Source organism: Candidatus Woesearchaeota archaeon (assembly GCA_018303425.1).
In the GTDB taxonomy this organism is placed as follows: domain Archaea; phylum Nanobdellota; class Nanobdellia; order Woesearchaeales; family JAGVYF01; genus JAGVYF01.
In genome coordinates this window covers 1-14,399 of the sequence record JAGVYF010000024.1, presented here as the reverse complement: position 1 = coordinate 14,399, position 14,399 = coordinate 1, and the positions used below count along the sequence as shown (strand labels likewise).

Below are 14,399 nucleotides of genomic sequence, written 5' to 3'. Positions count from 1 at the left end.
CATCCATTATCAGGCACAGCCATGCTCAAAAGGTGGTTAGAAAAACATAATTTTAAAGTAGGCATTATTGAAAAACCCGCAAAACGGGAAGAAGTAACAAAATTAGGCAAGCCTAAACTATTCTTTGGCGTAACATCTGGCGCAATTGATTCCATGGTGCGTAATTACACCCCCCTTAAAAAATTAAGAATTAACGATAAAAATCTAAAATATAACGAAGAAGTGCCCGATAGGGCAGTATCAGTTTACAGTAACTGGATAAAACAAAATTTTAAAGATGCCAAAATAGTGCTTGGTGGAACTGAAGCCTCTTTAAGAAGATTCACACATTATGATTACTGGGAAAATCGACTAAGAAAACCCTTATTGTTTGACACCAAAACGGATATTATAGCTTACGGATCTGCAGAGAAACAAATCCTGGAAATTGCCAATAAAATAAAGAAAGGCGAATCCTTAGAAGGTATTGAAGGCACATGCATAATTTCAAAAACCGCGCCTGAAACATTTAAGATTTTACCGTCATACGACGATGTTGTTAAAGATAAAAGTAAATTTGTTGAAATGCAAAACGGATTAACTAATTACAGGAATCTTGCGCAAAAGATTGATAACAGATATTTGCTGCAATATAAATCGCCTATTTATACATCTAAAGATCTTGACGAATATTACGGGCTTCCTTTCACTAGAAATGTCAGTTCCCCGCATTTAAACGGGTTCGAATTTAGTATGATAACGCATAGAGGCTGTTATGGTGATTGCAGTTTTTGTTCACTCAAACTTATGCAAGGCAGTAAAGTTGTGTCAAGAAGTGAAGAATCTATCCTTAGTGAAATTAAACACATCACTAAAATGAAACATTTTAAGGGCAACATTGACGATTTAGGCGGGCCATCTGTTAACATGTACGGCACCGATTGCAATAAATGTGAAAAAAGTTGCATTGATTGTAAACAGTTAAACAGGACAAATGAAAAATTAATTCAATTATTGCAAAAAGCTAGAAAAATTCCCGGTGTAAAAAAAGTTTATGTGAGATCAGGAATCCGATACGATATGGCTACACCCGAATATGTAAAAGAACTTCTTACTTATCACACATCCGGCACTATAAAAATTGCGCCTGAACATGTTACGCCAAAAGTATTAAAACTTATGAATAAAGATAAAGGCGACCTTGACAACTTTATCAAAATTGCCGGCGATAAAAACTTGACATACTATTTTATGCTTTGCCACCCCGGAGCCAGCATTAAAGAAGATAAAGAGTTAGCCGATAAGGTAAAAACGTTAAAAAATAATCAGCATATCCAGTTATTCACTCCAACGCCCATGACCGATTCAACGTGCATGTATTACACTGGCCTGAATCTTAACATGAAAAAGATTCATGTCACTTATACTTACAAAGATAAAAAAATTCAGAAAAATTTAACAATGAAAAAAACAAATTTAATAAAATAAAAAAATTAAAAAAATGTTAATGACTAAAACTTAATATTCTTCGTCGCCATCTCCGCCATTGTCATCATCATCATCATAATCTTCATCGTAAGACATTTTGGATTTCCCCCCATATTTTTATTTTCTTTTTCTTAAGCAATTTTATTGCTTTATAAAAACATTACATATATTAAAAATATCTTGCACTTATTATTTACACCTTTTTTTGAACCATTATATTTTTATTGCCCCTTAAATAAATAAAACAATATATCCTAACATAACACAAAATGTTAAAGTTAAGTTTTGTTATAGAATATATTCTTTTTTAGTAAAATTATTGCTTTTTTTCAATTTTATATTAGGAATAAACCTCATATATCATGATTAGACTCATATGTGAGAATAAGTATTTAAAACTTTCTAACTATAGATGCTGTCCAATGTTGGGTAGAGTTATTACTCTTAACTTCAGGTTTTAGTTAGTTTCGTTTCCAGTTACGAGCGAAGCGGAGCAGGGAGAACAAGTGAACGTTAGTGAGCGAAAAGTTGAGTTTTTACGGGTTAATCCGGAATTATCACTTCGTTATTCGTTGTCGAATTAGTATGCTCTAAATATACTCTAAAAGCAAGAATGTTCTTGCTAAAATTAAGTAAAGAATGATATACTAATATAGGGACAATGACCATTCCAGATGAACCCGTTTTTACAATATGTTTAAATATATAAAATCCTATTACTATCAATATGAGAAAGAATAAGTATCGTAAAATTGGTAAGAAAGAAAGTTGTCCCCCTGAATGGTGTCCTAGATTGAAATATGAAAGATGTTGTATCATCTGCGAATACCATCATGAGGAAGGAAAACCCGCAAAAAAAGGATGGACTGTATATTGTAAACATTCAAAAGCTTTTTTATAATCATGAAAACTCAATTGCACATGATATCTGAATTCAGGCAATATTTCCAAAAAAGCTGAAATTTAATGCAACATCCCTAAAAAGAAATTTCAAAGTTGTGTGCAAAGGCGTTCATTGTTTTTGCATAAGAACAAGTAAAGTATATTCATCACCATATGCTTTAGAATTAACTGTTTCTCTTGCAACTTTAATTATTTTCATATTTAATTTTGCGAAAACTTTTCTAATTTCTTCTTCAGTATAAGGTCTGCTATACATCTTTTGATCCATAATTTCAGTATAATTTTCTGCTTCATCATGTCCCTCTGGAGCAGGTTCATTAAGAGCCAAAAAGAAAAAACCACCTCGTTTTAATGATTTAACTGCTTTTTTTGCAGCAATTTTAAAATTATCTGGATCTAAACAAAGCATAGTATATCCTGAAAAAATTCCATCAAATTTATTTTCAAAATTGATGTCAGTCATTGAAACTCTAAGATATTTTGCTTCCGGAACATTCTTTTTTGCAACTTTTATCATTGTTTCTGAAATATCAATTGCAATAATTTTAAAACCTCTTTTGACCAACTCTTTTGTAAATGGAATTCCGGGTCCACAACCAAAATCAAGAACAAAATCATTTTTATGGAGTTTACTGCAAAAAACATTGAATATCTCTAAGTATTTTTTATGCTTGATATATGGAGAGGCAGTTTTTTCGCCAATCTCATCCCATGCTTTTTTATTTAGTTTAAGAACATCCATATAATTAAGTGAATATCAAACCTACTTAAAGTTTTCGCATTTAAGGTGCTGTCCAGAAAGTCCATTGTCTGTATATTAGTATATATAATTTAAAACATAAAGTAGCCAAGAATGGTCGTTAAAAGTTTAACTTTTAACTGCGGAATGAAGCGAAATGACAGCATTGCAGTTATAGTTAAATCTAAAGAGACTAATTGCCAATGAAACGACTCTGGACAACGCTGTATTTAAGCCTCAGACCACAATTGAATATAATTATTATTGAAAAATATAATAATTATTTATTTTAAATTTGAATTCATTTTCTTTGAATACACAAAGATAATCAAATCTTATTAATTATGTCAATCTGATTAACTTCAGAAAAACAAGCTGGCTTCCTGTAATTGCCCACTTGCTAGCCCTGTAACAAAATACCCCCAATAATCCCAATATAAACAACAATCCAGGATAACCACATAATTATTAAATTTTTATCATTTCGAGCAATACTATGCAGTAACAATAGTAAAGTAAAGACTAAAAATAGACTCCAGCTAAGCAATGAAACTCCATTAATATTTTTATTAATCCATATTTCATATAATTGGGGGAGCGCAGTTAAAGGATATAAAAAGGCTGACCATGCAACTAATTTGTCTAACGATTTCAGATAAACATCAGAGTTCATTAAATTATGGATTCTTTGATTCATCTGAAAAAAACATATTTTAAAATAAATATATAAACTTATCCCTAGATAAGAATTATTCAGTTTTTAAATTTGGACTCTCTTAAAAATAGAATTAGCATAAACAAAGTTTATTTTTAATCTTAAATACACAACCAAACGGACAAAAACTATGCATATACTATTTTTTTTATACTGTCCAGAAAAATTTTAACCATCATTGCGAAGATTTTTAGGAAGATATATATAGTTATTGTTTCATAATCTTTTAAAGTTAATTAAAAAAATAAATAAAATGGGGTGTAAAAATGGATGATGGACTATCTGTTCCAACAGGAGTAAAGGTTGTTTCTGTGTTATATTATATTGGGGCAGTTTTTGGAATAATTTTTGGTTTGACTTCCCTTGTTGGCGCAGGGATGATGGATTCTATCGTAAATCAAATTCCTTTACTTGGAATATTAGGCGCGGGTTTATTTGTTATAGCAGGGATCATATTAATTGGTTTCGGTATCTTTAGCTTTTTCATTGGAAGAGGTTTATGGAAAGCAAGGCCTTGGGCTAGATTTGTAGTAATAATCATTGCCGCTTTAGGAATTTTAGCGTCAGTAATTTCCATGATACAAGGAGAGATTGCAAATAATATTTTCAATCTTGTGATACAACTTGCTATAGTGGGATACTTTTTATTCAGCAGTAACGTAAAACAAGCATTTGCTTAATTTTATTACCGTTTGGGTTTAATACCCCGCAGCTTGCTGTGGAATGAGCGAAGCGAATGGTGGGATAGGCGAGGTTATATCGTTTTTATTGTCAAAGGCTCATTGACTCCATCGGTTAAAGACCAGTGGAAAATGAGCATATTTTATTTTTCTCTTTTTAGTTATAATGTGTTAGTGAAAGATTAATAATATATTAAATTGGTTTAATATGTTATTTGGCTAAAAGTCAATACTATAGAAAGTTTATTAAATATAACTTATTTTATTTATAATAGATAAATAAAATGATAACTTTATTTCAATTAATTATTTTCTGGATTTTATTTGATTTTATCTATATTGCGTATCGTGTTTCTCTTTTAATAATTCATAAAAGAAAACTTCGTTTTCATAAACATCCCTTAATTTCGGTTTTAATCCCTGCATATAATGAAGCAATATGTATTGAAAAAACATTGACTTCATGTATTAATCAAACTTACCCTAATTTAGAAATTATTGTAATTAATGATGGTTCTACAGATGAAACTTTAGAGGTTATTAATTCTTTTAAAAAAAAGCATAAAAATAATCTTGACCATCGAAATATTGACTTTAAAATAATTAACCAAAAAAATCAGGGAAAAGCAAAAGCATTAAACTATGGAAAAAAATATACAAATGGAGATTTTTTAATTACAATAGATGCAGATTCTTATCTTAACTCTCATGCTATCGAAAAAATAATAAGTTATTTTAGTTCAGAAGATATAGGGGCGGTTGCAGGAAATGTTGTTGCGGTTTCAAAACATAGTCTTTTAGGTTATCTACAAAAAATAGAATATGAATTGGGAATTCACTTTATTAGGAATTCACAAAGTTCATTAGGAAATGTCATTGTAACTCCGGGGGCTCTTTCAGCATACAGAAAAAATGCCATCAAAAAATTTGAAGAAGGCACCCTAACAGAAGATTTTGATAGTTCAATTAGGATTTTAGAAAAAGGATACAAAATTGTTATGGCTCCGGATGCTGTATGCTATACACAAGTTCCCTTAAATATTTCCGATTTAATAAAACAAAGAGTTCGTTGGCAACAAGGCGGTTTAGAAGTATTCTCTAAACATTATTTTCATCAAAAAACATTTTCAGTTTCATTAGAATGGACTTTCTTATTTTTGTTTGGATTTTATGCTTTGTTTAGTAAGATATTAGCCTTATTTGTTATACCTTTATTTTTAATCTCCAGTGATTATTCTTCCTTATCATTCTTTATAATTTCATTTTTGGTCTATTCCCTTTTTATTTATGGAATTCTCTTTTCAATAGTCGCACATTATTCACATGACAAAAAGGCAATTTTAGCAGTTCCATTATTCATTATTTATTATCATACAATTGTTTTATATTCTGTCCTCGTAGCACAGATATTAGCATTTAAAGGAGGAAACCAGTCGTGGGAAAAAATCAAAAGATACCATACTTAACTGAAGTTCTATTTTATCTGGGAAAGGTGATTATTTTATTTTTAATATTAAACTATCTTATTGCTCAAACTCCTCTCTATAACCAATCACTGATATTAATACTCTCTATTTTTCTCGCTTTTTCATATAATCCTTTTTATTTAGTTCTGATTGTCTCAAGTTACTTAATTTCTTTTAGGATAGCTATAATTAACATTGGAGAATTCGGTTTATTATTCCTTTATTTATTTACGGTTTTACTTAATACTCTCTTTATGATAATTTATCTTAAAATTAAATATAAATTTAAAGAAGAAGAATAAGATTATAATGTACACTTCTGACAATCAGTATTTTCACACACTTTATTCCTTAAACCCCATTTAAGCGCCCACTCTTTCATATCTTGTATAATTCTAATAAAGTCTTTACCACTATCAGTTAATTTATATTCGCACTTTATAGGAAAATTAGAAGCATCGATTTGTTTGCTGATTAAACCCTCTTTCTCAAGCTCCTTTAACCTCAATGATAATAATTTAGGTGTAATCTCTATTATTGAATTTTTTAATTCAGAATATCTTTTAACTCCCGGATTTTTATTAAGCTCGTTTAAAATTACTAAAGTCCATCGTTTACCTATAAAGTTAGTGGTTTTGAAAACCGTACATTTTGAATACATTGTTTTTTCTCTTAATACTGCTGTTGCAGTTTATGATATATGATATCCTTTATGAAACTCTCCGCTATTTATATAAGTATCGTTTTTATACCAGGTATCTAAAAGATGGAGGATTATTATGGAGACAATAACTAAAATATTGATTGAAGAACACAAACACATTTTAAAAGTTGTGATTGCTTTAAAAAAAGAATCAAAAAAAATTAAAAGCGGAGAAAAGGTTAATCCTAAATTCTTTGAAAAAGCAATTGACTTTATAAAAAATTATGCTGATAAGTACCACCATGCCAAAGAAGAAGAGATTCTGTTTATTGAACTGAAAAAAGATGATGTGCAAATGCATTGCAACCCAATGGATCAGATGTTATATGAGCATGAACAAGGAAGAGATTATGTTAAGATGATGGTTGAAGGTTTAAAATCAAATAATCCGGATTTGATCATGGAAGGTGCCGACGGATATAGCACATTGCTTGAAGAACATATATTCAAGGAAGATAATATTTTGTATCCGATGGCAGACGATGTGTTGACTGAAAAAGCGCAAAAAATGATGCTGAAACAAGCACAAGATGTGGCGGAGCATAAGTATAAGGGTGCAAGTGAAAAATATTTAAAACTTGCAGAGGAATTAAATAAAAATGGTGCTTAGAGAAATTATCAAAATTGATGAAGAACTTTGTAATGGCTGCGGTTTGTGTATTCCGAACTGTCCGGAAGGAGCAATTCAAATAATTGATGGTAAGGCTAGATTGATTAGTGATTTATTTTGCGACGGCCTTGGGGCTTGCATCGGACATTGTCCAACCGGGGCAATTGAAATTGAAAAGCGTGAAGCTGAACCTTATGATGAAAAAACTGTAATGGCTAATATTGTTAAATTTGGCGGGAATACGATAAAGGCACACCTTGAACATTTGAAAGAACATGGAGAAACTAATTTTCTTAAGCAAGCAATAAAGTATCTTGAAGAAAATAATATTAATAATCCATTAATGGAGGAAACAAAAATGAAAGATAAACTAAAATGCGGCTGTCCTGGTTCAGCAATGAGAGAAATTAAACATGAAAACAATTCCGAAGATAATGTTGAACAAAGTTCAGCCTTAAGGCAATGGCCAGTGCAATTAAACTTGCTGCCGCCGTTTGCGCCATTCTTTAACAATTCTCATTTGTTAATCAGTGCTGATTGCGTACCTTTTGCAACTGCAAATTTTCATGGTAAATTATTAAGCAACAAATCTTTGGTGATTGGTTGTCCGAAACTAGATGACATTGAACATTATAATGAAAAGCTGACTGAAGTTTTTAAACATAACAATATCAAGAGTGTAACTGTTGCTATTATGGAAGTTCCATGTTGTTATGGACTTTATGCTGCTGCGCAAGATGCAATCAAAAAATCAGGTAAAGATATTCCGTTAATTAAAGAAGTAGTTTCAGTGTCGGGAGAAATCTCTTAATATTTGCTTAAATAACCATTGTACTTGAGTATGTCATCATATACTTCTTTTGTTTTTATTTTGCCTAATACTTTTTCAAGATATATTAAATTAAGGCGTTCTGCCATTTGTAAAGGCTCACTAAATTCAAATATTTTATCCATTCCTAGATTTTTATAACCCCGATTATAATCTATTGAATAAGGACTTAAATAAAGTCTTGACCATGTGCCCCAACCACCATCATCCTCTATATGACCCCAACCTCCGTGATAAATCCATAGAGAACCTTTCAAGATAAATTCATAACCAACATCAGTTGCTAAAAGTTCATTGCGCCATTCAAATATTTTTTCAGATATTTCTATTTTTTGTTCAAGGTTTTGCAATAAACGAGAATCTGTTTGAGCTTCTTTTAACTCTTTTTCTTCTTGTATCTTACGCCTCTGCTCATCTTCAAGCTTCTTTTTTTTTATAGTATTAATAAATAGATTTGGAAGTTTCATGATTTTTAAGTTTTATTTAAATATATAAATTTTTCTGAATAAAACATTCCTGTCTGAATTATCTCCTGGCTTTGACATAAGTTAGGTTAATGTTTTGCCATAAAAATGTTACCAAAATAATATATGCTAGATAACTTAATACTTCAATTAATGAGGGATTGCCATTATAACCAAACAACCCTTTCATAAATTCGCCAATTAGACCTTTCTCGTGAAAGAGAGGAAATGAACCATCGGCGTTAACTGCCGGATTAATATCCCATACATGTTCTATATATATTGGCAAAATTTGAGCTTCCTGCAGTTCATGCACCCCATGAGCAACTAAACCTGCTGCAAATAATATAAGCAAAATACTTGTTATTTTAAAAAATAATTTTAATCTGATTTTTACGGTAGTTACAAAGAGAAGATACCCTAGCAATACTGCGCCAATTAAACCTAGAGATGCCAAAAGTAAGCTATTGCCCCCGGATACAAAACTAGATGCCCTGAGAAATATCACGGTTTCAATTCCTTCACGAAGGACTGATACAAACACTATAAAAAATAGTCCGGATTTTTGAGCCGTATTTAAACTAGTGGCAATTTTGCGTTCTATATTTTCACTTAAATGGCGCTGCTTCATCATCCAAATTATCGCAGTTGTAAGCAAAAATGCGCCAAATAACATTACTACTCCTTCAAACATTTGTTCGGCAATACCAGTAAAACCACCTGCCAATAAATTAAATAAAATTGCGCCTATTATGCTTGCAATTACTCCGGTAGCAATCCCCATGTAAACCATATTATTATATTTTGTCAGTTGAGTTTTTTTTAAATAACTTAAAACTATCCCTACTATTAAAGCCGCTTCCAGCGTTTCACGAAAAGTTATTATAAAATCAGCAATCATTTTTATTCCTTAATTTTTTATTCATCAATTAATGGGTTTACCATGTGGGCAGGTTTTGGGATGATTCAAAAATTCATTAAGTTTAAACAGCACGTTATCTGAAAAAGCATGTTCCAATTTATGGGCCTCTTCATGAACTTTATTTTTACTTATCTTTAATGTATCTTGTAAAAACCTTTCAATTACCCTATGCTTATTTGTTATTTTTACTGCTTCCGCCATGCCTTTTTTTGTCAGTTTGATATCACTGTACCTCGGATTTTCGATTAATTTATTATCATATAGTTTGGTGAGCATCTCAGATACGCTCGGCTTAGAAATATTTAAATAAACTGCAATTTCTGAGGACTTAATCACTCCTTTTTCGTCGTTTAAATGGTGCATTACCCTTAAATAATCTTCTTTAGTCTGCATAATGTTAGGTATACCTAACTATTATATAAATATTGCCGTTCTTCAGGCTCTGTGATAAATGAACCAGTTCTTTATTGTTCAAAGAATTATTTTTTCCTAAAGTTAAAGTAAAGTAACAAAACAAAAACAAGTAGTAACCCCATTCCGATCATTGACGTATATTGCCATTCAAGAAGCAAACGTTGTATCAAATAAAAATATTCTTTTGTGCCTAAAATATCCCAGGTGTTAAAGACTGCTGTTCCTTTAAATAATAACAAGATTACACCTAAAAGGATAAATAATAATCCCGAAACCAGGTTGGTTGAATGCACATTATAACCAAAAAGATTGAACATTTTGCCCTTTATAAATTTACTTTTGCCTAATTCATATTTGTCATACAACATTGATATTATAAATAAAGGAATTAAATTACCCAGAGAGTAAAAGAAAAGCAATAACATTGAATACCATACATTGCCAAGTATCGCCCCTATCCCAAGGATACCTGCAAGAATAGGACCAATGCAAGCTGTCCAGCCAAATGCAAAAAACATTCCAAATAATAAAGTGCCGTAAACATCGTTTTTAAACCTTGACTTTATATTTATAACTTGACAAACATCTTTACCTTTAATTGTAATAACTCCCAAAAATATCATGAACAGGCCCGCTAGTGAAACTAACCATTTAGATTGTACAACTGTCATTATCTGTGAACCAATGTATCCTGCAGCCGCGCCCATTAAAACAAATACAAAACTAAAACCTGCAAAGAATATAAAAGTCATTTTTGTAATATTGGTCTTTTCTTTAAATGTATATGAAAAATATGCCGGCAGGAAAGGCAGAATACAGGGTGATAAAATTCCTAAAATTCCTGCGACAAATGCGACTAAAAATGAAATTTTTAACATAAAATTTGAAGCAAATTCTTGGTTATAATCAACTATCTTTTGCAATGCGGGCGGAGAATTAGATTCCGTTTCTATTAACGCATAGCCCGCTTCATACACGTTGGCATAAATAATTAAAAGTGCAAAAACTAATGCAAGAATAAAAAAAATAAAATTTTTTTTCATCTTCTTATGAAGTCAATGGTCTAACAACTTCCCCAATTTCTAAATCAAAATAAGTTTGTTTCAGTAAATCAAGGTTTCTTAAAATATAAGCCCCGTCGCTTTCAATAGTGCCGACCGGTCCCCATGCTTGAACTAATGAGGGATACAAACCAGTATCACCTTTTAAAACAATGGTCGGAACCTTTGTTATATTATATTGTTCAAGTAATTTCTTAGTATCTGTTGAAGAAGTGTACATTATAGTTTCTTTGCCAAATACCAAGCCCATCTGATTTAAAATTGGTTTATTGAATGATTCAGCATTGTAACATGAGGGACATGAATCATCTTCAATATAATAAACATTAACAAGCCCCATTACTTTATTTGTTGTTAAATTAATATAAGGAACTGCAACGATGTCTGTATAATATGTGCCATCTGCTGCAATTTCACCTATAGAATCCCAATTTTCAACTATGCCAACTTGATATTTACCAAATTCTTTTGAAAGCAATAAAACAGGCAGTGCCTTTAAAGGATAATTTTTGAGTAGCTTTTTGCCTTCTGCAGAATTGCGTTCAACTATATTTTTAGATACTAACGCAATGCCTTGAGATTCAAGAGATGCATAAACAGCACTAAGATCAATACATTTGTCACAGGTTTCATCTTCTATGATTGTTGCGGTTACTCTACCTAAAACATTACCTGATGATGCAAGTGTATAAGGTAAATTTGGAGATGTAAAAACAAGTGCATCTTCAACTTGTTCAAAACCTGAAAGTTTTAATTTTTCAGTTTCGCCTGTAATAATTATAGTTGGAAGCTTTGTTATGCCGTATTTAACAATTTCATTTCCCGCAGAGTTATAATCCACCTTTTGGTTTTTTAAAATTTCAACGTTCATATTTAAGACGGCATCTACCAACGTATCAATTTTAAAACAGTCTTGACAATTAGAGTCTTCTAATACTAAAAGTTCAATCTTGGAAGGCTTTGCCAGTTCCTCTGCTTCAGCAAGTTTTTCTGAATAAAGAGTACTTATAGAATAAGTTTGGTAAATGTTGAATCCTATTACTGCAATTACTAATACAACAAATAGTTTCGTCAATTGATTGTAAAATGCTGTGTTAAGTTTTTTCATGATTTGTCACCTATATTTTAAAATACATTCATTTCCTACCAGTTTTTGACTGGCGGTTATTCAATAGTCAAAGCTCCTGTTTATAGCGAACTGACCTAGCCAAAAGAATGAACATGCTATCGACCTATGACCAATGATGTCAGCAAGCTTTTGACTAATCTCCAAGTTAGCATCAGCTAATGTTCTGCTCCGATTAATAAATATTGACAAAGCCAATATTTTTCAGTCAAGTATTTGACTTTGCGCAAATATGCTAAATTCAGTGTAATTAAAATTAACAATGATATGATTAACAAGAACGTTAATTTCATTGTAACCTTAATTAACAACCACCCACCATTTGCGGCAAGTTTTGAACACTGCTAGGCAAGGAACCTACTGGTTTCTGGCCCCCGGCCAATGGCGTTACTGGAGCAGAGGCTAATCCTCCGCTTAAACTCATATCCGCAACCCTATGCTTTAATCCGTGTAATTGATAAGCTTGAAAACCTGATAATATTACTAGCGTTGCAAGCACTAATGCGAATAACATTGATTTTTTCATTTTATTTCTCCTCCTTATCTGCTAATTAATTTTATTACTTTAATTAAATTAATATTTACAGCCCGTTAAAACCGCTAAACGTTGAAATGATTGAACAGTAGGATATTCTTTTCCATCAATCACCCATGTTGGCCTTTTGACAAGATCGGTTTTAACTTGATAATTAACGTATTTGAACGAGTTGCCAAACATACCTTTCTGCGCATTTGTATACTGGCACCAATCTTCTCCGTACATGATTGCCCCTTTCTCAGTTAAACATTTTGCAAAATCATCATATGAACCAGGGGCTGTCCAAATATACACCCCTAATGCAATTAAGATTAAAAAAATGCCCCCTAGTGAGGACATGACAATTTTTTTCTTTTTTCGTTTATCCTGTTGCAACTTATGAAGGTTTTGTTTGTGTAATTTATGTTCTTCTAACATTTTTTGTTGTTCCTGTTTTTGTTGTTCAGAACCTTGATGATGGAAATTGGCCATTTAACCTCCACATCCGCCCCCTATTGGACCTGCTGGTGCATACCCTGTATTGGATGATTTTGCACAGCCAACTAAAAATACTAATAATAACACCGCTGTTATTATAAAATACAATTTATTGTACTTGTAAAATATTTTTAATGTTTCTATCATTTTAACATCCTCCTACCATTCCTGGTAAATTTGCTAATGCTGAAGTGTCTCCGCCTGCAACTGTCATTCCCAAATTAATCATATCTTTAGGAAAAAACAACGTTTTCCAGCGCATTACTTCTCTTAAAATTTCACCATCATTATATTCAGTGTAAGCTGATAAATATAATGCTATTGATAATAAAGCAGGGTTATGTTGACAGCCACAAGCTGAGTTGCCATTATTATCTATACCAATTGGACCTAAACCGCAGCAATATTCACATGAAATTCCAACTGGTTTTTTTGCAAGATTCATAAATTTTTGAAAGCCTTGAGGATTATTTTTTTCGGTTTCAGCTTTAAGCCCTCTATACATCTTTGAAAGCGTGTCAAGCGAACCAACCGGATCATCAAAACTTACCCCTAGTTCCGCACCGTACTCAGGCGTACCGGTTGGGAATATTATTGCAATTGCATCATCTGAAGTCTGAATATTTTCAACCGGGAAAACTGCTGCTAAAGTATGGCCGGTGGATTTTAATGAATTAATATCAATGTTGCTTAAATCTGTGGAACCTCCAAAAAAAGAATTATAACCCCTGCCTGAAGAAGACAGACCTATAATTTCATTTATTTGATATTGATTAAATAAAATTAAAAATCCTGCTAAAACTATTAAAATTAGAATTGGCTTTGAAAATAAATTTTTTTCTTCATTTTTTACTTGTTTATGGGATTCATAATGTCTGTAATCTCCTAAATGTCCCTGATGTTTAGGATCTTCGTGGTGTTCATGAGACTCTAAATGATCATGATGCGTATGATCTCCGTGGTGTTCATGAGACTCTAAATGATCATGATGCGTATGATCCCCGTGGTGTTCATGAGATTCTAAATGGTCATGATGTTCATTATCATCATGATGTTCGTAATGTTTATGGCGTTCATCCATTTTTTTACCCCCTTATGGTTTAATTGTAAAAATATTTATTTAGCCAGTATTTAAATAATAAGCAATAATAGTGAAAAAATAGGGTAAATTTATATACAAACCGAATATTTTTTAGAAATATGGGAAAAAAGTTCATCAAAGGAAACTTGTTATTAGTACTTATTTTAATCTCATTAATAATTATTGGAATAGCTATATTCACAA

Annotated in this window: 18 protein-coding genes; 6 read left to right on the top strand and 12 right to left on the bottom strand. The window is 31.5% G+C overall.

All coding sequences use genetic code 11. The features are described 5' to 3' along the window. Both J4418_03945 and J4418_03940 read left to right on the top strand, forming a co-directional pair. Positions 1 to 1,467 (top strand): YgiQ family radical SAM protein (locus tag J4418_03945; GenBank protein ID MBS3113208.1); only part of this gene is annotated, 1,467 nt, incomplete at its 5' end. A 727-nt stretch (positions 1,468 to 2,194) separates the two neighbouring features. Continuing rightward, on the top strand, positions 2,195 to 2,368 hold the full coding sequence (locus J4418_03940; protein MBS3113207.1) for a hypothetical protein: 174 nt from the start codon (positions 2,195 to 2,197) through the stop codon (positions 2,366 to 2,368). 111 nt (positions 2,369 to 2,479) lie between these two features. On the opposite strand, the gene J4418_03935 is transcribed toward J4418_03940, so the two are convergent. Continuing rightward, positions 2,480 to 3,112 (bottom strand): class I SAM-dependent methyltransferase, encoded by a 633-nt coding sequence (locus tag J4418_03935; GenBank protein MBS3113206.1) that lies wholly within the window; start codon positions 3,110 to 3,112, stop codon positions 2,480 to 2,482. A 397-nt stretch (positions 3,113 to 3,509) separates the two neighbouring features. Next, on the bottom strand, positions 3,510 to 3,806 hold the full coding sequence (locus J4418_03930; protein ID MBS3113205.1) for a hypothetical protein: 297 nt from the start codon (positions 3,804 to 3,806) through the stop codon (positions 3,510 to 3,512). A gap of 284 nt (positions 3,807 to 4,090) precedes the next feature. On the opposite strand from J4418_03930, the gene J4418_03925 reads away from it, so the two are divergent. Together J4418_03925 and J4418_03920 are read left to right on the top strand one after the other, a co-directional pair. After that, positions 4,091 to 4,504, top strand: a complete 414-nt coding sequence (locus tag J4418_03925) for a DUF2127 domain-containing protein (protein MBS3113204.1) — start codon at positions 4,091 to 4,093, stop codon at positions 4,502 to 4,504. A 284-nt stretch (positions 4,505 to 4,788) separates the two neighbouring features. Continuing rightward, entirely contained in the window at positions 4,789 to 5,970 is a 1,182-nt protein-coding gene (locus J4418_03920; GenBank protein ID MBS3113203.1) for a glycosyltransferase family 2 protein, read from the top strand. Between the two features lie 304 nt (positions 5,971 to 6,274). On the opposite strand, the gene J4418_03915 is transcribed toward J4418_03920, so the two are convergent. Further along, the gene (locus tag J4418_03915) at positions 6,275 to 6,631 is read right to left on the bottom strand and encodes a helix-turn-helix transcriptional regulator (protein ID MBS3113202.1); all 357 of its coding nucleotides are present in this window, start codon (positions 6,629 to 6,631) and stop codon (positions 6,275 to 6,277) included. A gap of 118 nt (positions 6,632 to 6,749) precedes the next feature. Here J4418_03915 and J4418_03910 point away from each other — a divergent pair, with 118 nt between their 5' ends. Next, positions 6,750 to 7,283, top strand: coding sequence for a hemerythrin domain-containing protein (locus J4418_03910; protein ID MBS3113201.1), 534 nt, complete (start codon positions 6,750 to 6,752; stop codon positions 7,281 to 7,283). Then, complete coding sequence (locus tag J4418_03905) at positions 7,276 to 8,094, top strand: 4Fe-4S binding protein (GenBank protein MBS3113200.1); 819 nt, start codon at positions 7,276 to 7,278, stop codon at positions 8,092 to 8,094. Before J4418_03910 ends, J4418_03905 begins: the two co-directional genes overlap by 8 nt. Here J4418_03905 and J4418_03900 read toward each other — a convergent pair. The 9 genes from J4418_03900 to J4418_03860 all read right to left on the bottom strand — a co-directional run bounded on the left by J4418_03900 (position 8,091) and on the right by J4418_03860 (position 14,195). Continuing rightward, on the bottom strand, positions 8,091 to 8,579 hold the full coding sequence (locus J4418_03900) for a hypothetical protein (protein MBS3113199.1): 489 nt from the start codon (positions 8,577 to 8,579) through the stop codon (positions 8,091 to 8,093). The two genes, J4418_03905 and J4418_03900, sit on opposite strands and share 4 nt — an antisense overlap. A gap of 58 nt (positions 8,580 to 8,637) precedes the next feature. Then, positions 8,638 to 9,477, bottom strand: a complete 840-nt coding sequence (locus J4418_03895) for an FTR1 family protein (GenBank protein ID MBS3113198.1) — start codon at positions 9,475 to 9,477, stop codon at positions 8,638 to 8,640. 24 nt (positions 9,478 to 9,501) lie between these two features. Further along, on the bottom strand, positions 9,502 to 9,891 hold the full coding sequence (locus J4418_03890; protein MBS3113197.1) for a metal-dependent transcriptional regulator: 390 nt from the start codon (positions 9,889 to 9,891) through the stop codon (positions 9,502 to 9,504). Between the two features lie 86 nt (positions 9,892 to 9,977). Further along, positions 9,978 to 10,955 carry a cytochrome c biogenesis protein CcdA gene (locus J4418_03885; protein MBS3113196.1) on the bottom strand — a complete coding sequence of 326 codons (978 nt, stop codon included), beginning with the start codon at positions 10,953 to 10,955 and terminating at the stop codon, positions 9,978 to 9,980. 4 nt (positions 10,956 to 10,959) lie between these two features. Beyond that, positions 10,960 to 12,081 (bottom strand): hypothetical protein, encoded by a 1,122-nt coding sequence (locus J4418_03880; GenBank protein ID MBS3113195.1) that lies wholly within the window; start codon positions 12,079 to 12,081, stop codon positions 10,960 to 10,962. Positions 12,082 to 12,403: 322 nt separating this feature from the next. Beyond that, positions 12,404 to 12,625, bottom strand: a complete 222-nt coding sequence (locus tag J4418_03875; protein ID MBS3113194.1) for a hypothetical protein — start codon at positions 12,623 to 12,625, stop codon at positions 12,404 to 12,406. Positions 12,626 to 12,673: 48 nt separating this feature from the next. Continuing rightward, a complete protein-coding gene (locus J4418_03870; protein MBS3113193.1) occupies positions 12,674 to 13,108 on the bottom strand; it encodes a hypothetical protein in 435 nt (144 codons plus the stop codon). Next, positions 13,109 to 13,261, bottom strand: a complete 153-nt coding sequence (locus J4418_03865; GenBank protein MBS3113192.1) for a hypothetical protein — start codon at positions 13,259 to 13,261, stop codon at positions 13,109 to 13,111. Between the two features lies 1 nt (position 13,262). After that, positions 13,263 to 14,195 carry a hypothetical protein gene (locus tag J4418_03860; GenBank protein ID MBS3113191.1) on the bottom strand — a complete coding sequence of 311 codons (933 nt, stop codon included), beginning with the start codon at positions 14,193 to 14,195 and terminating at the stop codon, positions 13,263 to 13,265. Positions 14,196 to 14,399: the final 204 nt, after the last annotated feature.